Annotated in this window: 21 protein-coding genes; 7 read left to right on the top strand and 14 right to left on the bottom strand. The window is 70.2% G+C overall.

Annotation, left to right across the window (positions count from 1 at the left end):
- The first annotated feature begins 4 nt into the window (after positions 1-4).
- The 3 genes from glpX to BST11_RS22390 are packed head-to-tail and all read left to right on the top strand — an operon-like array spanning position 5 to position 3,522.
- On the top strand, positions 5-1,036 hold the full coding sequence (glpX, locus tag BST11_RS22400) for a class II fructose-bisphosphatase (RefSeq protein ID WP_083140261.1): 1,032 nt from the start codon (positions 5-7) through the stop codon (positions 1,034-1,036).
- Positions 1,037-1,084: 48 nt separating this feature from the next.
- On the top strand, positions 1,085-2,488 hold the full coding sequence (locus BST11_RS22395; protein WP_083140259.1) for a class II fumarate hydratase: 1,404 nt from the start codon (positions 1,085-1,087) through the stop codon (positions 2,486-2,488).
- A 14-nt stretch (positions 2,489-2,502) separates the two neighbouring features.
- The gene (locus BST11_RS22390) at positions 2,503-3,522 is read left to right on the top strand and encodes a hypothetical protein (RefSeq protein ID WP_083140257.1); all 1,020 of its coding nucleotides are present in this window, start codon (positions 2,503-2,505) and stop codon (positions 3,520-3,522) included.
- Here the strand turns inward: BST11_RS22390 and BST11_RS22385 are convergent.
- The 5 genes from BST11_RS22385 to glyA all read right to left on the bottom strand — a co-directional run bounded on the left by BST11_RS22385 (position 3,512) and on the right by glyA (position 9,769).
- Positions 3,512-4,984, bottom strand: a complete 1,473-nt coding sequence (locus BST11_RS22385) for an adenylate/guanylate cyclase domain-containing protein (RefSeq protein ID WP_083140255.1) — start codon at positions 4,982-4,984, stop codon at positions 3,512-3,514. The genes BST11_RS22390 and BST11_RS22385 overlap by 11 nt on opposite strands.
- 75 nt (positions 4,985-5,059) lie before the next feature.
- Positions 5,060-5,944 (bottom strand): polysaccharide deacetylase family protein, encoded by an 885-nt coding sequence (locus tag BST11_RS22380; protein ID WP_083140253.1) that lies wholly within the window; start codon positions 5,942-5,944, stop codon positions 5,060-5,062.
- A 101-nt stretch (positions 5,945-6,045) separates the two neighbouring features.
- Entirely contained in the window at positions 6,046-7,347 is a 1,302-nt protein-coding gene (gene phoH2, locus BST11_RS22375) for an RNA 5'-3' helicase PhoH2 (protein ID WP_083140251.1), read from the bottom strand.
- Positions 7,348-7,598: 251 nt separating this feature from the next.
- Positions 7,599-8,426: an acyl-ACP desaturase gene (locus BST11_RS22370; RefSeq protein ID WP_083140249.1), complete on the bottom strand. Its 828-nt coding sequence runs from the start codon at positions 8,424-8,426 to the stop codon at positions 7,599-7,601.
- A 68-nt stretch (positions 8,427-8,494) separates the two neighbouring features.
- Positions 8,495-9,769 carry a serine hydroxymethyltransferase gene (gene glyA / locus BST11_RS22365; protein ID WP_083140247.1) on the bottom strand — a complete coding sequence of 425 codons (1,275 nt, stop codon included), beginning with the start codon at positions 9,767-9,769 and terminating at the stop codon, positions 8,495-8,497.
- Positions 9,770-9,895: 126 nt separating this feature from the next.
- On the opposite strand from glyA, the gene coaA reads away from it, so the two are divergent.
- Positions 9,896-10,834 carry a type I pantothenate kinase gene (gene coaA / locus BST11_RS22360; protein ID WP_067321324.1) on the top strand — a complete coding sequence of 313 codons (939 nt, stop codon included), beginning with the start codon at positions 9,896-9,898 and terminating at the stop codon, positions 10,832-10,834.
- Positions 10,835-10,855: 21 nt separating this feature from the next.
- Here coaA and BST11_RS22355 read toward each other — a convergent pair whose 3' ends face one another.
- The 3 genes from BST11_RS22355 to BST11_RS22345 form a co-directional block, all read right to left on the bottom strand.
- The gene (locus BST11_RS22355; RefSeq protein WP_083140245.1) at positions 10,856-11,278 is read right to left on the bottom strand and encodes a hypothetical protein; all 423 of its coding nucleotides are present in this window, start codon (positions 11,276-11,278) and stop codon (positions 10,856-10,858) included.
- A gap of 154 nt (positions 11,279-11,432) precedes the next feature.
- A complete protein-coding gene (locus tag BST11_RS22350; RefSeq protein WP_083140243.1) occupies positions 11,433-12,827 on the bottom strand; it encodes a hypothetical protein in 1,395 nt (464 codons plus the stop codon).
- A gap of 59 nt (positions 12,828-12,886) precedes the next feature.
- Positions 12,887-13,675, bottom strand: a complete 789-nt coding sequence (locus BST11_RS22345) for a (2Z,6E)-farnesyl diphosphate synthase (protein ID WP_067321394.1) — start codon at positions 13,673-13,675, stop codon at positions 12,887-12,889.
- Positions 13,676-13,803: 128 nt separating this feature from the next.
- On the opposite strand from BST11_RS22345, the gene trhA reads away from it, so the two are divergent.
- A complete protein-coding gene (trhA, locus tag BST11_RS22340) occupies positions 13,804-14,562 on the top strand; it encodes a PAQR family membrane homeostasis protein TrhA (protein ID WP_083140241.1) in 759 nt (252 codons plus the stop codon).
- Positions 14,563-14,587: 25 nt separating this feature from the next.
- On the opposite strand, the gene BST11_RS22335 is transcribed toward trhA, so the two are convergent.
- The 4 genes from BST11_RS22335 to mca are packed head-to-tail and all read right to left on the bottom strand — an operon-like array spanning position 14,588 to position 18,182.
- Positions 14,588-14,971 carry a nuclear transport factor 2 family protein gene (locus BST11_RS22335; protein WP_083140238.1) on the bottom strand — a complete coding sequence of 128 codons (384 nt, stop codon included), beginning with the start codon at positions 14,969-14,971 and terminating at the stop codon, positions 14,588-14,590.
- 22 nt (positions 14,972-14,993) lie between these two features.
- Positions 14,994-17,015, bottom strand: coding sequence for a thioredoxin domain-containing protein (locus BST11_RS22330; protein WP_083140236.1), 2,022 nt, complete (start codon positions 17,013-17,015; stop codon positions 14,994-14,996).
- Positions 17,002-17,313 (bottom strand): hypothetical protein, encoded by a 312-nt coding sequence (locus BST11_RS22325; RefSeq protein ID WP_067321301.1) that lies wholly within the window; start codon positions 17,311-17,313, stop codon positions 17,002-17,004. Before BST11_RS22325 ends, BST11_RS22330 begins: the two co-directional genes overlap by 14 nt.
- Positions 17,310-18,182, bottom strand: coding sequence for a mycothiol conjugate amidase Mca (gene mca, locus BST11_RS22320; protein WP_083140234.1), 873 nt, complete (start codon positions 18,180-18,182; stop codon positions 17,310-17,312). The genes BST11_RS22325 and mca overlap by 4 nt, the downstream gene beginning before the upstream one ends.
- Positions 18,183-18,341: 159 nt before the next feature.
- Here mca and BST11_RS22315 point away from each other — a divergent pair, with 159 nt between their 5' ends.
- Complete coding sequence (locus tag BST11_RS22315) at positions 18,342-18,776, top strand: DUF4307 domain-containing protein (RefSeq protein WP_142276497.1); 435 nt, start codon at positions 18,342-18,344, stop codon at positions 18,774-18,776.
- 194 nt (positions 18,777-18,970) lie between these two features.
- A complete protein-coding gene (gene greA, locus BST11_RS22310) occupies positions 18,971-19,465 on the top strand; it encodes a transcription elongation factor GreA (RefSeq protein ID WP_083140230.1) in 495 nt (164 codons plus the stop codon).
- Between the two features lie 73 nt (positions 19,466-19,538).
- Here the strand turns inward: greA and BST11_RS22305 are convergent, their stop codons facing one another.
- Together BST11_RS22305 and BST11_RS22300 are read right to left on the bottom strand one after the other, a co-directional pair.
- Positions 19,539-20,705: a cystathionine gamma-synthase gene (locus BST11_RS22305; protein ID WP_083140228.1), complete on the bottom strand. Its 1,167-nt coding sequence runs from the start codon at positions 20,703-20,705 to the stop codon at positions 19,539-19,541.
- Between the two features lie 37 nt (positions 20,706-20,742).
- Positions 20,743-21,274: RDD family protein (locus BST11_RS22300; protein WP_142276496.1), on the bottom strand; the 532-nt coding region annotated here is incomplete at its 5' end.

The raw sequence follows: 21,274 nt of genomic DNA, 5'->3' as shown, positions 1-21,274 counted from the left end.
AACCATGACCGCCTCCTCCCGTCGTGAAGCACCGGACCGCAACCTGGCCCTCGAGCTGGTGCGGGTCACCGAAGCCGGCGCCATGGCCGCGGGCCGCTGGGTGGGCCGCGGGGACAAGGAGGGCGGCGACGGCGCGGCCGTCGACGCGATGCGCGAGCTGGTCAACACGGTGTCCATGCGCGGGGTGGTCGTCATCGGCGAGGGCGAGAAGGACCACGCCCCGATGCTTTACAACGGCGAGGAGGTCGGCAACGGCGACGGGCCGGAGTGCGACTTCGCCGTCGACCCCATCGACGGCACCACGCTGATGAGCAAGGGCATGCCCAACGCCATCTCGGTGCTGGCCGTGGCCGACCGGGGCGCCATGTTCGACCCGTCGGCGGTGTTCTACATGAACAAGATCGCGGTGGGGCCCGAGGCCGCGCACGTGCTGGACATCACCGCGCCGATCGCGGACAACATCCGCGCGGTGGCCAAGGTCAAGGCGCTGTCGGTGCGCGACATGACGGTGTGCATCCTGGACCGGCCCCGGCACGCGCAACTGATCGAGGACGTCCGGGCGACCGGGGCGCGGATCCGGCTGATCACCGACGGCGACGTCGCCGGGGCGATCTCGGCGTGCCGGCCGGAGTCGGGCACCGACATGCTGGCCGGGATCGGCGGCACCCCCGAGGGCATCATCGCCGCCGCCGCGATCCGCTGCATGGGCGGCGCGATCCAGGCGCAGCTGGCCCCCAAGGACGACGAGGAACGGCAGAAGGCGATCGACGCCGGCCACGACGTGGACAAGGTGCTGACGACCGAGGACCTGGTGTCCGGCGACAACGTCTTCTTCTGCGCCACCGGCGTCACCGAGGGCGACCTGCTCAAGGCCGTGCGGTACTACCCGGGCGGCTGCACCACCCAGTCGATCGTGATGCGCTCGAAGTCGGGCACCGTCCGGCTGATCGAGGCCTACCACCGGCTGTCCAAGCTCAACGAATACTCCGCGATCGACTTCACCGGCGACAGCTCTGCCGCCTATCCCCTGCCCTGACGCCGCCCCAACAGGCCCGAACTGCCCCAATCGAAGGAACCCGAATTCATGGCCGAAAGCGCCGAATACCGCATCGAGCACGACACCATGGGCGAGGTCCGGGTACCCGCGAAAGCGCTGTGGCGCGCGCAGACTCAGCGCGCGGTGGAGAACTTTCCGATCTCGGGGCGCGGCCTGGAGCGCACCCAGATTCGGGCGCTGGGCCTGCTCAAGGGCGCGTGCGCGCAGGTGAACAGGGACCTCGGGCTGCTGGCCCCGGAGAAGGCGGACGCAATCATCGCCGCCGCGGCCGAGATCGCCGACGGCCGCCACGACGACCAGTTCCCGATCGACGTCTTCCAAACCGGTTCGGGGACAAGCTCGAACATGAACACCAACGAGGTGATCGCGTCGATCGCGGCCGCCAACGGGGTCACGGTGCACCCCAACGACGACGTGAACATGTCGCAGTCGTCCAACGACACGTTCCCGACCGCCACCCACATCGCGGCCACCGAGGCCGCGGTCCGGCACCTGATCCCGGCGCTCGAGGTGCTGCACGAGGCGCTGGCGAGCAAGGCCCGCGAGTGGCACACGGTCGTCAAGTCCGGGCGCACCCACCTGATGGACGCCGTCCCGGTGACCCTCGGCCAGGAATTCAGCGGATACGCCCGCCAGATCGAGGCCGGCATCGAGCGGGTCCGCGCGACGCTGCCGCGGCTGGGTGAGCTGGCGATCGGCGGCACCGCGGTGGGCACCGGTCTCAACGCCCCCGACGGGTTCGGCGCCAAGGTGGTCGAGGCGCTCATCGCGTCCACCGGCCTGAGCGAATTGCGCACGGCGGCAAACTCTTTCGAGGCCCAGGCGGCCCGCGACGGGCTGGTCGAGGCGTCGGGCGCGCTGCGCACCATCGCGGTGTCGTTGACCAAGATCGCCAACGACATCCGCTGGATGGGGTCGGGACCGCTGACCGGGCTGGCCGAGATCCAGCTGCCGGACCTGCAGCCGGGCAGCTCGATCATGCCGGGCAAGGTGAATCCGGTTCTGCCCGAGGCGGTTACGCAGGTTGCCGCGCAGGTGATCGGCAACGACGCCGCCATCGCGTGGGGCGGTGGCAACGGCGCCTTCGAGCTCAACGTCTACATCCCCATGATGGCTCGCAACATCCTCGAGTCGTTCAAGTTGCTGACCAACGTGTCAAAGCTGTTCGCCGAGCGGTGCATCACCGGGCTGACCGCCAACGTCGAGCGCCTGCGCCAACTGGCCGAATCGTCGCCGTCTATCGTGACGCCACTGAACTCGGCGATCGGCTACGAGGAGGCCGCCGCGGTGGCCAAGCAAGCGCTCAAGGAGCGCAAGACGATTCGCCAGACGGTGATCGATCGCGGGCTGATCGGCGACAAGCTGTCCGAAGAGGAGCTGGACCGCCGCCTCGACGTGCTGGCGATGGCCCGCGTAAAGCCCGAGGATTAGATGGTGGTTCAGCGATGACGGTTCCCCCCGGCGGCCCCTACGGCCAGGACCCCTACGGGACGAATCCTTATGGACAGGACCCCTATTGGGGCGGTCAGCCGCCCGGCGGCGGCTACCCGTACCCGCCGCCCGGCGGCCCGTACGGCAACCCGCCGGAGGCCGGCAACCCTTACGCGCCCGGCCCCTACGCGCCCCAGCAGTACCCGCCGCCGGGCCAGCAGTACCCGCCGCAGGGCCAGCAGTACCCGCCGCCGGGCCAGCAGCTCCCGCCCGGCTGGCCGGGCGGGCCCTACCCGCCCGGGCCACCGCCGAGGGGTCCGAGCTCCAAAGCGCCGTGGCTGATCGTGGCCGGACTCGCGATCCTCGGTGTCATCGCGCTGGTGGTGATCCTCGCGATCGCGCTCAACGGCGGGAACAAGTCCAACCCGGCCGGGCCCTCACCGTCCGCCTCACCTTCGGCGAGCGCCCCGACGTCGCAACCCGGCAGCGGCCAGCAGACGGCGACCGGCTGCACGCCCAACGTGTCCGGCGGCGAAAAGCCCAACGGCGACACGGTCAGCGCGGGCAAGCTGTCGTTTCCGGCCAGCGCGACTCCCGGCTGGATGGGTTTTTCCGACGACCAGACCCCGAACCTGATCGACGCGGTGGGCGTCGCGCAGGAGGTGCCCGGCGCCAGCCAGTGGATGATGCAGGCCGAGGTCGCCGTCACCAACTTCGTAGCCAGCATGGACGTCGCCGCGCAGGCGTCGAAGCTGATGGGCTGCGTGGCCAACGGGCCCGGCTACTCCAACGCTTCGCCCACCCTGGGCCCGATGAAGACGTCGTCGATCACCGTCGACGGGGTCAAGGCGGCCAGGGTCGACGCCGACGTCACGATCGCCGACCCCGCCCGCAACGTCAAGGGCGACTCGGTGGTCATCATCGCGGTCGACACCAAGCCGGTGACCATCTTCCTGGGCGCCACGCCCATCGGCGATGCGCCCTCGGCGGGCATCATCAACGGCGTCATCGGCGCCCTGAAGGTCAAGAAGTAAGCGGGCGCGCCGGCGCCGAGACGTGGGTGGCTTCCGAACGCCCGCGCAGCACCGTCGAATAGCACTCGGACCAGTGCGCCCGCTCGGCGTCGTCGGCGCGGTCGATGGCCGCCGCCGAGCACAGGATCCGCCGGTCGGCGGTCTTGGCGAGGTCGGCCAGCCGCGCGGCCTCGTTGACCGCGTCGCCGATTACCGTGTATTCATACCGGTTTTCGGCGCCGACGTTGCCGGCGAACACCCGTCCCGCCGAGACGCCGATGCCGAAATCGACCACCGGCAGCCGGCGCAGCCGGGTGCCCAGCAGGCGAGCGGTCGCCAGCGCCGCCGATGCCGGTTCGGCCGTGCGCAGCGGCGCCCCGAAGACGGCCAGCGCGGCGTCGCCGGCGAATTTGTTGATCAGCCCGTGGTGTTCGTCGACGGCGCCGACGACGATTTGGAAGAAGTCGTTGAGCACCTCGGCAACCTCTTGCGGGGGGCGACTTTCCGCGAGTTGCGTCGACCCCACCAGGTCGATGAACAGCACCGCGGCCTCGACGACGTCACCCGACAGCGAGGCCCCCTCTTCCACGGCGCGCTGGGCCACGTCGGCGCCCACGTAGCGGCCGAACAGGTCCCGCAACCGGTCCCGCTCGGCGAGTCCGGCGACCATCCGGTTGAATCCCGTTTGCAGGCGCCCGATTTGGGAGCGTTCGTATACCCCGACGTACGTTCCGATCCGGCCGTGCTCGACCTCGGCCATGGCGTCGACGACCTCGCCGAGCGGATCCGAAATGGATCGCGAGGTCAGGATCATCGTCGGTAACCCGAGCAGCAGCGCCGCCAGCGACACCACCAGCACGGGCACGTCCAGCGACGCCGACTTCGCGATGAGCCAGCCGTACGAGCGAAGGACGACCAGGGACGCGATCACCCCGATGGGCAGCGCGCTGCACAAGAACCACAGCATCACCAGGCGCGCGAACACCCCCGGCACCATCAGCCGCGGCTCGCGACCCCGCGTGGCCGCGACCATGATGGGGCGCAAGGTCGATTGGGCGAGCAGCATCCCCATCCCGGCGACGGCGAGTCCGCCGAGCACCAGGCCGAGCAGGATGGGCAACAGGAACTGGGTTCCGCCTTCGAGATTCAGGATCGCGAAGCTCACCGCGGCCGCGGCCCAGCCCGCCACGAGGATCGCCGACTGGCGCCCGGCGATCTTCATCGCGGCTTGCCGCTGTTGGTCGGTCGGCTCGTACCCGGGGACGTACCAGCGCAGCGTGGGGCGCAGGCTCAGCACGCCGGCGACGGCGACGCCGACCGTCCCCACCGCGACGAGCCCCACCACCGCCGCCGTGTTCCTCTCCGCGAAGGCCAAGTTGGCCGCGGCGGAGGTGTGCCCGCGCAGCGGAATCAGGATGGCGGCCGCGTCGATCGCGGCGATGATGTAGGCCAGGGCGAGGGCCACACCGTATTCAATGGACAACCTGCGAGCCGACTTTCGCTGTCGGGTGCTCGCCGGACCCGCGGTGTCCACCCCATTACCGTAGCCGCGCCGGCGCTAAGCGCCGTTATTTGGTCCGCCCGAGTTCTGGCCCGGGATGTCGGTGATCGGGAAGTTGGGCATCGGCTTGGGCGAGGGTGTGTTGGGCAGGGTGGGGATCTCTCCCGGGGGAACGTCGTGCAGCGCGTGGGCGGGCGGCCCGTTTTCGCGGCCGCCGTAGCTGCTGCCCGGCGCCCGCGGCCCCAGCAGTTCGGTGACGGTCACCAGCCGGTAGCCGTTGGCCTTGAGCACGGGTAGGAACTGGTACACCAGGTCGACGGTGCTCGAGTAGGTGTCGTGGAAGAGCACCACCGACCCGGGCTTGACGTACGTCATCAGCATGTACCGCGATGCGGCCGTGTTGGAGTCGTTGATCCAGTCGAAAGGGATGACGTCCCAAAGGATCTCGGCCAGACCGAAGCGGCTCGCGGTCTGGCGCACCGCGTCGCTGGACAGCCCGCCGGCGGGACGCCACAGCGAGGGGGCCCGGCCGGTGGCGGCGGCGATCGCGTCGTTGGACCTGGAGAACTGGCCGGGGACGTCCTCGGGCGGGATCGTGGTCATGTTGGGGTGTTCCCAGGTGTGGTTGCCGACCTCCATGCCGGCGTCCGCGACGCGCCGGGCGCCCGCCGGGTTGGCGGCGACCTTGTTGCCGATCATGAAGAACGTGGCCTTGGCGTCCGGGATACCACTGTCCTTGAGGACCTGCAGCAGCCGGTCGGTGTAGGGGCCGGGACCGTCGTCGAAGGTCAGCGCGACGCACTTGACGACCGAGCAGCTCAGGTTGTCGGCGCGCGTCACGTGACCGGTCAGCCCACCGATCACCAGCACCGCCGCGGCCGCGACGGCGCCGACCACCGTCCGCCAATAGCGCCAGGCCTGGCTGTCGGGTCGTTTCGGCACGGGAAAAGCCTACCCACCGCGAGACTGCAACCAGCGACGCATTTCGCGGGTGGAGCCGTAGTGGAATACAGTTTCGCGGGCGGGCGGACGGTCAGGTGCGCTCAGCGCGGGCCGGCGATTTCCTCGAGCATCTCGGTCACCAGCGCGGCGATCGGCGACCGTTCGCTGCGCAGCAGGGTGATGTGGGCGAACAGCGGGTGGCCCTTGAGCTTCTCGATCACCGCCGCGACCCCGTCGTGGCGCCCGACGCGTAGGTTGTCGCGCTGGGCGATGTCGTGGGTGAGCACCACCCGCGATCCGGTGCCCAGCCGGGACAGCACCGTCAGCAGGACGTTGCGCTCCAGCGACTGCGCCTCGTCGACGATGACGAACGAGTCGTGCAGCGAGCGGCCGCGGATGTGGGTCAGGGGCAACACCTCGAGCATGCCCCGGGACAGGACTTCCTCGAGCACCGCCGGGCTGGCCAGGCCCTCGAGGGTGTCGAAGACCGCCTGGGCCCACGGGCCCATCTTGTCGCTCTCGCTGCCCGGCAGGTAGCCCAGCTCCTGGCCGCCGACGGCGTACAGCGGGCGGAAGACCACCACCTTGCGGTGGGTGCGCCGCTCCAGCACCGCCTCGAGCCCCGCGCACAGCGCCAGCGCCGACTTGCCGGTGCCCGCCTTGCCGCCCAGCGAGACGATGCCCACCGACTCGTCCAGCAGCAGGTCGAGCGCCACGCGCTGCTCGGCGGAACGCCCGCGCAGCCCGAACACCTCGCGGTCCCCGCGAACCAGCTGTACGCGCTTGGCCGCGGTGACCCGGCCCAGTGCGTGCGACGTGCCGCCCAGCAGCCGAACGCCGGTGTGGCAGGGCAGGTCCCGGGCCTCGGCGAGGTCGATCTCGCCGTCGGCGAACAGCGCGTCGATGTCTTCGGCCGCCGTTTCGATCTCACTCATCCCCGACCACCCGGAGACCACGACGTCCTGCGCGTGGTACTCGTCGGCCGACAGGCCCACGGCCGCGGCCTTCACCCGCAGCGGAATGTCCTTGCTGACCAACGTAACTCGCTTGCCCTCGGCGGCGAGGTTGGCGGCGCAGCTGAGAATCCGGGAGTCGTTGCTATCGGTGCGGAAGCCGGCGGGCAGCACGGCCGGGTCGGTGTGGTTCAGTTCGACGTGAAGCGTGCCGCCTTGTGTCCCAACGGAAATCGGCAGATCCAGCCGTCCGTGCTCGAGCCGAAGATCATCGAACAGGCGTAGGGCCTGCCGGGCAAACCAGCCCAGTTCGTGGTGGTGGCGCTTGGCCTCCAGTTCGCTGATCACCACCAGCGGCACCACCACCTCGTGTTCGGCGAACCGGCTGCACGCCCACGGGTCGGACAACAGCACGGAGGTGTCGAGCACATAGGTCCGGGTATCGGTCACGAAGCGCTCCTCGAGCGGGAAAGCCCGCGCGGACCCGCACGGGCATGTCGGCGGGAGCCGCAGCACCAGGACCGGGGCCGGTCCTGCCCTTGTGGTGACGGGAGGTGCCGCCCTGGCAGCAGAGCTTGTCGCTGGCCATCGACAACGACGCTACTCCCGTGGCCGCTTGGCCGCCGCGCAGGCGCGCCGAGACCGGCAGGGCGACACCAAAATTCCGGCCCGCGGGTGGTGGCCGGCGGGGGACGAAAGGCCTACCCGGTGACGAACCGCTGCAGCGCGGGTTCGTCGGCCACTCCCCAATCGCTGATGCGCTCGGCGATGGCCTGGCGCAGGTCGGCGGCGCCGAAGATGCCCGCGTCGGCGACGTTTCGCACCTTGTCCTGGTAGGCGTCGATGTCGGCGCCGACGACCTGAAGATCCGCCGCGCGGGCGGCGATCGCGGCGACCGTCTCGTCGCGCGTGTAGTGCAGGCAGTGCGCGACGAGCTTGGCGAAGATCGCCTCGTGCCGCGCTTCGTCCCGGGCGATCCGGTCGATGAGCCCGGCCAGGACGGGCTCCTCGATGATGGCGGCCAGGTTGCGGCAGAAGACGGCGTGGGTGCGCTCGGCGAACGCCATGTACACCAGCGTCTCGACCTGTGAGTAGGCGTCGCCGCGGTACCCCTTCATCACGTACTCGACGCGGGCCTCTTCGTTGGCGGTGGGGTCGACCTCGCGCGTCACCACCAGGTACTCCCGCAACGCGATGGCGTGCAGCTGTTCCTCGGCGGTCCAGCGGCCCAGGAAGCGACCCCACCACTCCTCGAGGATGAAGTGCTCGACCAGCTCGCGGTGATGGCCGGCGAGGTTGTCCTTGAGCAGCAGCAGGATCTCGCAGGCATCGGTGACGGCCCTGGGCAGCGTGGCCTGGGACGGCTCCCAGTCCCGCCCGCCGAGGAAGGCGAAGTTCTCCCCCTGGTCGAACGGCACGTAGTCGTGGGCGAACCACAGCTCTTCGGTGGTGAGGTGGTGATCCATGAGCTGCTCGACCACCGGCTCGAGTTCCAGGGTCAGCGCGTTAGGTACAGGTTTCTGTGCCATAAAGTAACTGTAACCTCCATACACAGGTTTCGTGAAATTCGACGACCCGTGTCGCGGCCCGATTTTGCTCAGCGGTCGACGAGCGTCCACTCCTCGAGCCCCTCGTACAGCGGGAAGTCCCGCGCCAGCCGCGTCACCCGCCGGCGCAGCGCCGCCACGTCCGCCCCGCCCACCAGTGCGGTCGCGATGATGTCGGCGACCTCGGTGAATTCGGTGTCCCCGAAACCGCGGGTGGCCAGCGCGGGCGTTCCCACCCGCAGGCCCGACGTCACCATCGGCGGGCGGGGGTCGTTCGGGACCGCGTTGCGGTTGACGGTGATGCCGATCTCGTGCAGCAGGTCCTCGGCGGCCTTGCCGTCCAGCGGGGAGTCGCGCAGGTCGACCAGCACCAGGTGCACGTCGGTGCCGCCGCTGACCACCGACACACCGGCCTTGGCGACGTCGGGCGCCAGCAGCCGCTCGGCGATGATCCGGGCGCCGGACAGCGTGCGCTGCTGACGCTCAGCGAATTCGGGCGTGGTGGCGATCTTGAGCGCGACCGCCTTGCCCGCGATGACGTGCATGAGCGGCCCGCCCTGCTGGCCGGGGAACACCGCGGAGTTGATGGCCTTGGCGTACTCCTGCTTGCCCAGGATCATCCCGGAGCGGGCGCCGCCGAGCGTCTTGTGCACGGTCGTGGACACCACGTCCGCGTGCGGCACCGGCGACGGGTGCAGACCGACGGCGACCAGGCCGGCGAAGTGCGCCATGTCCACCCACAGCTTCGCGTCGACCTCGTCGGCGATCGAGGCGAACGCGGCGAAGTCCAGGATCCGCGGGTAGGCCGACCAGCCGGCGATGATCACCTTGGGGCGGAACTCGCGCGCCTTGGCCCGCACCGCGTCCATGTCGATGAGGTGCGTCGTCGGGTCGACGCCGTAGAAGCCGACGTCGTAGAGCTTTCCGGAGAAGTTCAGCTTCATGCCGTGGGTGAGGTGCCCGCCGTTGGCCAGGTCCAGCCCGAGCAGGTGCTCCCCCGGCGACATCAGCGCGTGCAGCACCGCGGCGTTGGCCTGGGCGCCGGAATGCGGCTGGACGTTGGCGAACTCGGCGCCGAACAATTCTTTCGCCCGGTCGCGGGCGATGTTCTCCACGACGTCGACGTGCTCGCAACCGCCGTAGTAGCGCCGGCCGGGCAACCCCTCGGCGTACTTGTTGGTCAGGACGCTGCCCTGGGCCTGCAGCACCGAGCGGGGCACGAAGTTCTCCGAGGCGATCATCTCCAGGGTGTCGCGCTGCCGGTGCAGTTCTTTGTCCAGCAACTCGGCGATATCCGGGTCGACCTCGGCGAGCGGCGCGGACATGACAGATGCGACAGATGCGGTAGTACGGGCGTCAGGTGCGGCGGTCACGGCCGCCAGTCTATCCAGCGGCGGCTTTCGGCCAGCCCAGCCGTCGGGCATGCGCCCGCCCCTGCAACACTTGGCACTATGCCGCGGCTTAGCGAGCCGAGCCCCTATGTGGAGTTCGACCGAAAGCAATGGCGTGGGCTCCGCATGTCGACCCCGCTGGCCCTCACCGAAGAGGAACTGGTCGGGCTGCGCGGTCTCGGCGAACAGATCGACCTGCTGGAGGTCGAAGAGGTTTACCTGCCGCTGGCCCGGCTGATCCACCTGCAGGTCGCCGCGCGCCAGCGGCTGTTCGCCGCCACCGCGGAGTTCCTCGGCGAGCCCCAGCAGAACCCGGACCGGCCGGTGCCGTTCGTGATCGGTGTGGCCGGCAGCGTGGCGGTCGGCAAGTCGACGACCGCGCGCGTGCTGCAGGCCCTGCTGGCCCGCTGGGATCACCATCCCCGGGTCGACCTGGTGACCACCGACGGCTTCCTGTACCCCAACGCCGAGCTGGACCGGCGAAACCTCATGCACCGCAAGGGTTTTCCGGAGAGCTACAACCGTCGGGCGCTGATGCGGTTCGTGACGTCGGTCAAATCCGGCTCGGATTACGCCTGTGCTCCGGTCTATTCGCACCTGAAGTACGACATCATCCCCGGGGCCAAGCACGTGGTCCGCCACCCCGACATCCTGATCCTCGAGGGCCTCAACGTCCTGCAGACGGGCCCGACGCTGATGGTGTCGGACCTGTTCGACTTCTCGCTGTATGTGGACGCCCGGATCGAGGACATCGAGCAGTGGTACGTGTCGCGGTTCCTGTCGCTGCGCGGCACGGCGTTCGCCGACCCGGAGTCGCACTTCCACCACTACTCGGCGCTGAACGACACCAAGGCGATCGCCGCGGCGCGCGAGATCTGGCGGTCGATCAACCGGCCCAACCTGGTCGAGAACATCCTGCCGACCCGGCCCCGGGCCACCCTGGTGCTGCGCAAGGACGCCGACCACTCCATCAATCGGCTGCGCCTGCGCAAGCTCTGACGCCGGGGCCGGATGGTGGGACTACGTCTCGAGCCGGCGCACCCCCAGGTACTGCAGCCAGGCGAATCCCGCCGTGTAGGCGCCGCTGGCCAGCATCGCCGCGACGCCGGCGGCGGTCATGGGCACGACCTCGGCGGCCGCGATCGCGGCCAGCGTGTACACGAGGTTGGCCACCACGACGCCGACGCCCGCGCGGCGCAGGTTCGGCAGTGCGGCAAGGCTGAACACCGCCAGGCCGTAGAGCACGAAGAACGCGCCCATGGCATATTCCTGGATCGACGTCAGTCCGGTCAGCGACGAGATCGGGTCGGCGAAGAACGCGACGGCCAACCCGCCGAGCCCGGTCAGGGTGGCGTCGGCGCGCATCGCAAAACGCAGCAGCGAATCGGTCGAGTCGTACAGGGGGCGGGTGGCCAGGCCGGTCACCCCGGATGCGGATGTCATGTCATTACTCCTCGCGATGACGGGTTTGTCGAACAGGTTGAGCGTCCCCCCGGTCCGCTGCCATATCGACGCGCGGCGCTGCCAACTGCTGCCACGGAACTTAGGACCAGTCGGTTCGACCGGCTATTCCCGCTTTGGCGCCCAGCGGCCGCAGCTATTCGCTGGGAACCGGGACGCGCCCGCGCAGATCGGCCGCGACGAGCCGGGCCGCGGCGTTCTGCCAGTTGTGCAGCGAGCGCTGCGGGACCTCGGTGACCAGCCACTGCCACGCCCGCCGCGCGGTGGGGTCCAGCCCCGCGGCGGTCGCGTTCTGCGCGTAGGCGCGCACCCCGACGACGTAGGGGAAGTACAGCGCGTTGTAGTAGCGCCACTCCTCGGTGGTGCCGAAATCGCCCGCGTCGCGGGGCTTGAGCCGCGCGATGCCGTCGGCGAGGACGGCCTTGAGCTCGTTGGCCCGCTCCACCGGCTGATCGGAGGCGCCGCGGGCGGCCAGCCGCTCATCGATCACGGGCAGCGCGGTCAGGGGGCTGGCGACCAGCTTGGTCAGGTCGCGGTAGTGGCCCAGCGCCCGCCGGGTCAGCCGGGCGAAGGTCTCGTCGTCGACCGCTTGGATATCCCGGAGCGGATCGGCCGAGCGCAGCGGCAGCGCCGCCCCGGTGTGGCGCAGCGCGGCCCGGTCCGCGCGCAGCCCCGGTGAGCGCGAGAACGCCAGCCGGTCCAGCGCGCCGGCCAGCGGGTCGGCCAGCACCTGCACCGTGATCGCGATCGCCAGGGTGGTGAACAGCAACACGGTCAGCACGGTGTGTGCCGCGGGCTCGTGCCGGGTCACCGCGAGGCCGATCAGCGCCTGGCCGCCGAACAGCAGGGCCACCGCCACCGAGCCGGCGAAGGAGCGCAGCATGTCGGCGCGCAGCGCCTGGCCCTCGTCGAACGCGTCCCACACCGCCACCGCCACGCCCAGCAGCAGCACGTCGAATCCCGTCGACGCCAGCGCCAACCAGCTGGGCACCAGCCCCAGCGGGATGATCAGGATCGCGTTGCCCAGCGCGAAGAACAGCGTCGCCACGATGGCGATCCCCAGGCCGCTGCGCCCGACCGGTACCGGCCGGGCGCGCCGCGCCGCCAGCGCGGCGATCATCGCGCCGAGCGTCGATACCGAGATCACCGCGAACATCAGCACGTGCCCCGGGCGCAGCGGGCCGTCGACGCCGCCGGCCAGCATCGCGCCGAACAGGGTCGCCGCGGCGACACCGCCGACCAGCAGCAGATCAACGGTGCGCGCGCGCCAGCGGTCGCCCGGCCGGGACAGCTCCACGAGCACCGCGAACCACGCGACGCTGGGCACGGCAACCAGGTAGACCTCGACCTTGCTCAGCAGCCCGTTGTGGGTGACGCCGGACATCCGCACCGCGTCGAGCGCCACCACGAGCGCGAAGCCGCACAGCCCCAGCGCCGCCAGCGCGAGCACCGGCTTGTGCGGGTCGCGGCGCAGCAGGTACAGCCCCAGCCACAGGCTCAGCGTGAAAACCACCGCCGACAGCGCAGCCATGGATCCAGTTTGGCACGCCGGCTACTTTGGCGAATTCGTGCCGGCGCGCCGCGGCTTCGTCACTTGCCGTGCCTGCGATGCCGCTGGCTGTAGTCGCGCAGCGCGCGCAGAAAGTCCACCCGTCGAAAGGCCGGCCAGTGCGCTTCGCAGAACCACATCTCCGAGTAGGCGCTCTGCCACAGCAGAAAGCCGGACAGGCGCTGCTCCCCCGACGTGCGGATCACCAAATCGGGGTCGGGTTGCCCTGAGGTGTAGAGGTTTTCGGAGATGGCGTCGACGGTCACCGCGTCGACGAGTTCCTCGGCGGTCGCGCCGTTGGCGAGTTCCTTGCTCAGCAGCGCGCGCACCGCGTCGACGATCTCGCGGCGGCCGCCGTAACCGACGGCGACGTTGACGTGGAAGGGCGCCACGGCCGGGGTGGACTCCACCGCGCCGCGCAGCCGGCGGGCCGGCTCCTCGCCGATGAGCCCCAGGTCCCCGACGGTGCGGACGCTCCAGCGATTGGCCGGCGCGCAGATCTCCTCGACCACGTCGGTGATGATCTCGATCAGCCCGGCCAGCTCGTCGGGGTCGCGCTGCAGGTTCTCGGTGGACAGCAGGTACACGGTGGTCATCTCGATGCCGGCCTCCTGGCACCAGCGCAGCATCTCGGCGATCTTGGCGGCGCCCATCCGGTAGCCGTAGCTGACGTCGTCGTACCCGGCGTTGCGCGCCCACCGCCGGTTGCCGTCGCACAGCACGGCGATGTGACGGGGCAGTTCGGATTTCGAGGCCGCAAGGCCCTGCCTCAGCCGCAGCTCGTAGATGCGATACAACGGCTCCTTCAGCCGCGGCGGGATGATCTCCACGAAGCACCACACTACTGTGAGGCGCACCAAATTCCGGCCCGCATTTCCGGATCTCTTCGGCTCGATTCGGCCTGCTCACCGCACGTCCGGCGGCGTCCCGCGGCCGATCCCTATTACTGTTGGTTCGTATGAGCGGCCGGACCACCACGTCCCACGACCCCGACCCCGACCCCGAGGCGATCGCGCCCGCCAATCCCGTCGAACAGCTCGCCGACGGGGCCGCCCAGATTATCGGCAAGCCGCGCATGCGCGGCTGGATCCACTTCTACGCGGCCTGGCTGGCGATCGTCTGCGGCGCGACCCTGGTATCGGTGTCCTGGCCGGTGGCGTCCACCCGCGCCGGGCTGAGCACGTTCGCCTACGCGCTTGCCACCGTGGCGATGTTCGCCGTCAGCGCCACCTATCACCGCGTCAACTGGACGTCCGACAGGTCCCGCAACCTGATGAAGCGGCTCGACCACTCGATGATCTTCGTGTTCATCGCCGGCAGCTACACGCCGTTCGCCATGCTGGCCATGCCGCCGGCGGACGGGCACCTGGTGCTGTGGATCGTGTGGGGCGGGGCGCTGGCGGGCATCGTGTTGAAGGTCTGCTGGCCGACCGCGCCGCGCTGGGTGGGCGTGCCGCTGTACCTGCTGCTGGGGTGGGTCGCGGTGTGGTACGCGCCCACGATCATTCACGTCGCCGGCGTGGCCGCGATGGTTCTGCTCGCCGTCGGCGGCGTGTTCTACAGCGTCGGCGGGCTGCTCTACGGGCTGCGCTGGCCCGACCCGTGGCCGACGACGTTCGGCTACCACGAGTTCTTCCACGCCTTGACCGCGATCGCGGCGATCCTGCACTACATCGCCATGTGGCTGGCCGTCTTCTACGTCGGCCACCCCGCCTGAGCCTGATCGCTGCCATCCCACCGGGCTAGAGCTGGGTGGCGTCGGCCTGCGACCAGTAGGCCTTCATCGAGGTGACCTTGCCGCGGTCGTCGAACGCCATCACCTCGATCGGCTCGACGCGCGTCTTGTGCTCGCCGGCGGTCACGGTCAGCCGGAACTGAAACGCCGCCTCGTTTCCTGCGACGCGTAGCGACACGAGCTCGCTTTCGCGCTGCAGGCCGGCCAGGACCGAGTAGAAGCCGCGGATCGCCGTGGTGCCGATGTGCACCTCGCCGCCCACCGGATCCTCGAGGGTGGCGTCGTCGGCGTAGAAGTCGACGAGATCGTCCACGCTGCCTTCGGCGAGCGCAGCGATGTAGCGGTTGACGGTGTCCGTGATCGCTTGGAACCTGTCGGAGGCGTGGGGCATGGGACGCAGGGTAACCGCCGGGCTAGGGTCCCGAAACCGCCAGGGCGGCGGCCAGTTCGGCCGCGCCGGTCACCGGCAGGTCGCACAGCCGGCCGCGGCACACGTAGGCGGCGTCCGCTCCGCCGACCCGGTCGCGGCCGGCCAGCAGCGCCGAGGAGTCCACCGCGCCGCCCACGACGATCGCCCCGCCGGGCGCCAGCCGGCGCGCGGCCGCCAGCAGCTCCGACCGCGTCGGGTCGCAGGCCACCGCGACCTGCAGCGGCCCGCGGACGGCGGCCTCGGCCACGGCCAGCCAGTGTCCGGCCGAGCGCGGGGCGCGTTCGAGCAGCACCGAATGCGCGCCGAGTGAGTCGCCCGCCGCGCGCAGGTAGCGCTCCGCGCGCTCGCCGTCGGACAGGTGCGCGGCGGTCAGCAGCGCTTCGGCGACCGACGACGCGCCGGACGGCGTCGCCCCGTCCAGCGGGTCGGCGGGCCGCAGCACCAGCCGCTCGGCGTCGTCGGCGGTGTCGAACCAGCGGCCGGGCCGCTGCGGGTCGGCGAAGTGGCGCAGCGCGGTGTCCAGCAGCCCCGTCGCCGCCGCCAGCCACGCCTGCTCGGCGGTCAGCTGGTACAGCGCCAGCAGTCCGGTGGCCAGCATCGCGTAGTCCTCGAGGATGCCTGGGCTGTCGCCGACCGCCCCGCCCAGGCTGGCGCGCCGCAGCCGGCCGTCGATGACGTGCAGGTCGAGCACCGCCCGCGCGCACCGCCGCGCGGCGTCGACCAACTCGGGATCACCAAGGGCCACACCGGTTTCGGTCAGCGCGGTGATCGCCAGCCCGTTCCACGACGTGACGACCTTGTCGTCGCGTCCCGGCTGGGGCCGGGTGAGCCGCGCGGCCAGCAGCGCGGTGCGGACGCGTTCGGCGCGCTGCGCGTCGTCCGGGTCGCCCGGGAGCTGCAGCACCGAGGTCCCGTGCTCGAAGGTTCCGGACGGGGTGACCGCGAAAAGATCTGCGGCCCAAGGCCCGTCGTCGGCGCCGAGCACCTCGTTCAGCTGCGCCGGGGTCCAGACGTAGGTCGAACCCTCGCGGCCGGCGGCGTCGGCGTCGAGCGAGGAGATGAACATGCCGCCCCCCGGGCGGCCGAGCTCGTCCAGCAGGAACGCCGCCGTCTGGGCGGCGACGCGGCGGGCCAACGGGTCGCCGGTGCGCCGCGCCCAGTGCGCATAGGCGCGCAGCAGCAGCGCGTTGTCGTACAGCATCTTCTCGAAATGCGGTACCACCCATGCGTTGTCGACGCTGTAGCGCGCGAACCCACCGGCGAGCTGGTCGTAGATGCCGCCGCGGGCCATCGCGTTGCCGGTGCGCGCGACGGCCTGAAGCGCTGCTTCCGACCCGGTGCGTTCGTAGTTGCGCAGCAGCGCCTCGAGCAGCGCCGACGGCGGGAACTTGGGAGCGCCCCCGAACCCGCCGTGCGTGGTGTCCTGGTCGGCGAGGACCGCGGCGACGGCCTGGTCGCACAGCAACGGCGCCACGTCCGGACCTCCGCCGGGCAGCGCCCCGGCCATCCTGCGCAGCTCGCCGGCGATGTGGTCGGACGCCTCCTCGACCTCGCCGCGACGCTCGCGCCAGGTTGTCGACACCGCCGAAAGCAGTTGCAGGAAGCTCTCTTTCGGGTAGTACGTGCCGCAGTAGAAGGGCCGGCCGTCGGGCGTCAGGAAACACGTCATCGGCCACCCGCCCTGCCCGGTGAGCGCAACGGTGGCGCTCATGTAGACGGCGTCGAGGTCCGGGCGCTCCTCACGGTCGACCTTGATGCAGACGAATCCCGCGTTCATCGCCGCGGCCACCTCGTCGTCTTCGAACGATTCGTGGGCCATCACGTGACACCAGTGGCAGGCGGCGTAGCCGACGGACAGCAGGATCGGAACGTCGCGCGCGGCCGCGTCGGCCAGCGCCTGCGGCGTCCACTGCTGCCAATGCACCGGGTTGTCGGCGTGCTGACGCAAATAGGGGCTGGTGGCCAGCCCGAGGGTGTTCGTCCCGGCGGGGTCAGCCGGGCTCATCGCCCGATCCCGGCGCCCGCGTCGGGCCGTTGGCCTGCCCGGGCGTTTGGTCGGGGCCCTCGCCGACGGACGGGTCGACGGTGTCGGTGCCCTCGTCGGCGGCCTGGTCCGGCTCGGGGTGCGTGGGGTCGAACGACGGGGGCACCTTCTTGAGCTGCTTGTTCATCGACCGCAACAGCAGCAGCGTGGCGATCAGCAGCAGCACCACGACCAGCAGGCCCACCGGGCTGGCCTTGCCGAAGTCGGGCCCGTGGTTGTGGGGCGCGTCGGCGAGCACGCTGAGCAGCCGGGGGTTCACCCGTCGTCCTCGATTCCGGCGAACAGGTCGTCCTCGGGCAGCTTGGCGGGGACGCGGGAGCGGGCCAGTTCGAATTCCTCGGTGGGCCATAGCCGCTGCTGCCAGGAGATGGGGGCGGCGAAGAACTCGGCGTTCGGGTCGATCTGGGTGGCGTGCGCGCGCAGGGCGTCGTCGCGCTGGCCGAAATACGCCGCGCACTCGACGCGCGTCGTCACCCGGGACTCGAACGGGTCGTGCTCGGGATCCCAGTGCTTGAGCCACTTTTGGAACGGGCCCTCCTGGCCGCGCTTGACGAACTCGTCGTGCAGCAATTGCATCCGCGCGCGCAGGAAGCCGTGGTTGTAGTACAGCTTGGACACCGTCCACGGCTCGCCGGCGTCGGGGAAGCGCGCGTAGTCGCCGGCCGCCTCGAACGCCCCGAGGGAAACCTGGTGGCAGCGAATGTGATCGGGGTGGGGGTAGCCGCCGTTCTCGTCGTAGGTGGTCATCACGTGCGGCCGGAACTCGCGGACCACACGCACCAGCGCCTCGACGGACTTGTCCAGCGGCACCAGCGCGAAGCAGCCCTCGGGCAGCGGCGGCGGCGGGTCGCCCTTGGGTAGGCCGGAGTCGACGAAGCCCAGCCACCTGTGTTCCACGCCGAGGATCTCCGCCGCCTTCGCCATCTCGTCTCGGCGGATTTCGGCCATGTGCTCCAGCACGTCGGGCAGGTCCATCGCCGGGTTGAGAATCTCGCCGCGCTCGCCCCCGGTCAGCGTCACCACCAGGACCCGGTGACCTTCGTCGGCGTAGCGGGCCAGGGTGGCCGCACCCTTGCTCGACTCGTCGTCGGGGTGCGCATGCACCGCCATCAACCGCAGTCCGCTCACGTGCCCCCTTATCGGATCGCTGGTCACCACAATGGCTGGAAGAGCTAGATGCGACCTTATAATTCCAGTTCCGATCGTTGCATCCTGGCGGCCGCCGCCGGCAGCGCGTCAGTGCAGGCGTACCCAAACAGGCCCAGCCAGACCCAGACAGACCCAGCCGTGACCGAAACTTCCCTCCCCCGCCCCGAGGGCCGCTACGGGCGGCCGCGGCATTCGCGGGTGTCCCGGCGCCGCCTGGCCATCGGCTCGGCCGTGCTGGCGGTCGCCGCCGGCCTCGCCGTCGCCTTCGCCGGCTACCAGCGGCTGGGCACCGCCGACGTCACCGGCTCGCTGGCCGGCTACCGGCTGATCGACGACGAGACGGCGTCGGTAACAATCAGCGTGACGCGATCCGACCCGTCGCGCCCGGTCGACTGCATCGTGCGGGTGCGGGCCAAGGACGGTGGCGAGACGGGCCGGCGGGAGGTGCTGGTTCCCCCGTCCGACCAGCGCACGGTGCAGGTGACAACGACGGTGAAATCGTTCCGGCCGCCGGTGATGGCCGACATCTACGGCTGCGGCACCGACGTGCCCGGCTACCTGCGCGGGGCCTGAGCCGAACGCGAAATCGCGTGAACGCCGGTTGGCGCGGTGGTAACATAGGTTGATGCACGGTTCCCACAGGGACCGTGTATTGCTGCATTAGAGGCCGTCAAACATGGGGCGGCGCTAACGGGGCGGGACCGGGTACCCCCGGGCAGCGGCGCACAGGCTTACACAGGCTTGACAATCACGAGGAGCACGACGAGATGACGGACACTCAGGTGACCTGGCTGACCCAGGAGTCACATGACCGACTCAAGGCCGAGCTCGACCAGCTGATCGCGAATCGCCCGGTCATCGCCGCTGAGATCAACGACCGCCGCGAGGAGGGGGACCTCCGCGAGAACGGTGGCTACCACGCGGCCCGCGAAGAGCAGGGCCAGCAGGAGGCCCGGATCCGCCAACTGCAGGACCTGCTCAACAACGCCAAGGTGGGCGAGGCGCCCAAGCAGTCCGGGGTCGCCCTGCCGGGTTCGGTCGTCAAGGTCTACTACAACGGCGACAAGTCCGACAACGAGACGTTTTTGATCGCCACGCGCCAGGAGGGCGTCAGCGACGGCAAGCTCGAGGTGTACTCGCCGAACTCACCGCTGGGCAGCGCACTGATCGACGCGAAGGTGGGCGAGACCCGCAGCTACACGGTGCCCAACGGAAACACCGTCGAGGTCACCCTGGTCAGCGCGGAGCCCTACCACTCCTAGCCCCTCCCCGCGAGCAGACAGAGAATCGCACAAAACGCGCCCTGCGCGTGCGATTCTGCGTCTGCTCGCCGGACTAACCCAGCGCTTGGTCGAGGTCGCGCAGCAGGTCGGCCACGTCTTCGATGCCGACCGACAGCCGCACCAGGTCGTCGGGCACCTCCAGCTGCGAGCCGGCCGTCGACGCGTGCGTCATGGCGCTGGGCAGTTCGATCAGCGACTCGACGCCGCCCAACGACTCGGCCAGGATGAACACCTCGGTTCCGGCGCACAGCTTTTCGGCGGCCCGCCGACCGCCCCGCATGCGCACCGAGACCATGCCGCCGAAGCCGCGCATCTGCCGCGCGGCGACGTGGTGCCCGGGATGACCGGGCAGGCCGGGATACAGCACCGCATCCACCGCGGGATGTTCGGCGAGGAATTCCGCTACGGCCAAAGCGTTTTCGCTGTGTCGCTGCATGCGCAGCACCAGGGTCTTCAGACCGCGCATCGTCAGGTAGGCGTCGAACGGGCCCGGCACCGCGCCGGCCCCGTTCTGCAAAAACGCGAAGGCGTCGTCGAGCTCCTGGTCGTTGGTGACCAGCGCGCCGCCCACCACGTCGGAGTGTCCGCCGATGTACTTGGTGGTCGAATGCAGCACGACATCGGCGCCCAGCGTCAGTGGCTGCTGCAGCGCGGGCGACGCGAAGGTGTTGTCCACCAACACCTTTGCCGAATGTCGCCGCCCTATCTCCGCGACGGCCGCGATGTCGGCGATGGACAGCAACGGATTCGTCGGGGTTTCCACCCAGACCAGCCTGGTCTGCGGCGTGATCGCGGCGGCCACGGCGTCGAGGTCGGACAGCGCCACCGGCGTGTAGGAGACGTTCCACCGCGTGAACACCTTGTCGATCAGCCGGAACGTGCCGCCGTAGGCGTCGTTGGGGATGACGACGTGGTCCCCGGGCCGCAGCATCGCCCGCAGGGCGCAGTCCGTGGCGGCCATCCCCGACCCGAACGCCCGCCCGTAGACGCCCTCCTCGACGGCCGCCAGCGCGGCCTCCAGGGGGGCCCGGGTCGGGTTGCCGGTGCGCGCGTATTCGTATCCGCCCCGCAGCCCGCCGACACCGTCCTGGGCGAACGTGCTGCTGGCGTAGATCGGCACGTTGACCGCCCCGGTCGCCGGATCCGGCCGGTAGCCGGCGTGAATGGCCTTGGTCGCCAACCCGGCGAACCGGTGCGCTGCGCTACGGTCCTCGGTCATCGAGGACCAGCCTAGTGACAGGCCGCCGCGGAGCCGCTCAGGTTTCTTCCATCGGCAGGCACACCGTCGTCATGATCTTGTCCGCCAACGTTTGCCGCTTGGCGTCCCACAGCGGAAACAGGTAGCCGATGTAGCAGATAATGCCGTCCACGAAGTGCGCGATCTGGCGCACCACCGACATCCCGAAGCCGATCGGCTGGCCGGTCACCTCGCTGACCACCTTGAACTTCAGCAGCGACTTGCCGACGCTCGAGCCGGTGGTGCCCTGGCGGTAGCCGTAGTTCCAGACCAGGTAGGCCATCGCGGCCAGCCACGCGATCCAGAACACCAGCATGCCCATGGCGCTGGTCTGGGGGACGCAGTTTTGACTGACGCTGTATCCAACGGACTCGCTGGTACACGTCTGTTGCGTGGTGAGGGCCTGGACCAGCGAACCGATGCCGATCAGGATCGCCACCGGGATGTTGTCGACGATGTACGCCAGCACCCGGGTGAGCCACGGCGTGTAGGACTCCGTCGGCAGGGCGCGGATCGCCGGCCCGGGCGGGGGCGGCGCAAACCCGCCCGAC

Origin of the sequence: Mycobacterium alsense, assembly GCF_002086635.1 — a bacterium.
Classification (GTDB): domain Bacteria; phylum Actinomycetota; class Actinomycetes; order Mycobacteriales; family Mycobacteriaceae; genus Mycobacterium; species Mycobacterium alsense.
This window is presented reverse-complemented; position numbering and strand designations above follow the sequence as displayed.

Bases quoted from the DNA above. Each gene is read 5' to 3' on its own strand.
- BST11_RS22355 (WP_083140245.1), bottom strand. From the start codon at position 11,278: ATGACATCCGCATCCGGGGTGACCGGCCTGGCCACCCGCCCCCTGTAC.
- BST11_RS22335 (WP_083140238.1), bottom strand. From the start codon at position 14,971: ATGCCCCACGCCTCCGACAGGTTCCAAGCGATCACGGACACCGTCAAC.
- BST11_RS22370 (WP_083140249.1), bottom strand. From the start codon at position 8,426: ATGGCACAGAAACCTGTACCTAACGCGCTGACCCTGGAACTCGAGCCG.
- trhA (WP_083140241.1), top strand. From the start codon at position 13,804: ATGAGCGGCCGGACCACCACGTCCCACGACCCCGACCCCGACCCCGAG.
- BST11_RS22390 (WP_083140257.1), top strand. From the start codon at position 2,503: ATGACGGTTCCCCCCGGCGGCCCCTACGGCCAGGACCCCTACGGGACG.
- BST11_RS22330 (WP_083140236.1), bottom strand. From the start codon at position 17,015: ATGAGCCCGGCTGACCCCGCCGGGACGAACACCCTCGGGCTGGCCACC.
- BST11_RS22305 (WP_083140228.1), bottom strand. From the start codon at position 20,705: ATGACCGAGGACCGTAGCGCAGCGCACCGGTTCGCCGGGTTGGCGACC.
- greA (WP_083140230.1), top strand. From the start codon at position 18,971: ATGACGGACACTCAGGTGACCTGGCTGACCCAGGAGTCACATGACCGA.
- coaA (WP_067321324.1), top strand. From the start codon at position 9,896: ATGCCGCGGCTTAGCGAGCCGAGCCCCTATGTGGAGTTCGACCGAAAG.
- glpX (WP_083140261.1), top strand. From the start codon at position 5: ATGACCGCCTCCTCCCGTCGTGAAGCACCGGACCGCAACCTGGCCCTC.
- BST11_RS22395 (WP_083140259.1), top strand. From the start codon at position 1,085: ATGGCCGAAAGCGCCGAATACCGCATCGAGCACGACACCATGGGCGAG.
- BST11_RS22350 (WP_083140243.1), bottom strand. From the start codon at position 12,827: ATGGCTGCGCTGTCGGCGGTGGTTTTCACGCTGAGCCTGTGGCTGGGG.
- glyA (WP_083140247.1), bottom strand. From the start codon at position 9,769: ATGTCCGCGCCGCTCGCCGAGGTCGACCCGGATATCGCCGAGTTGCTG.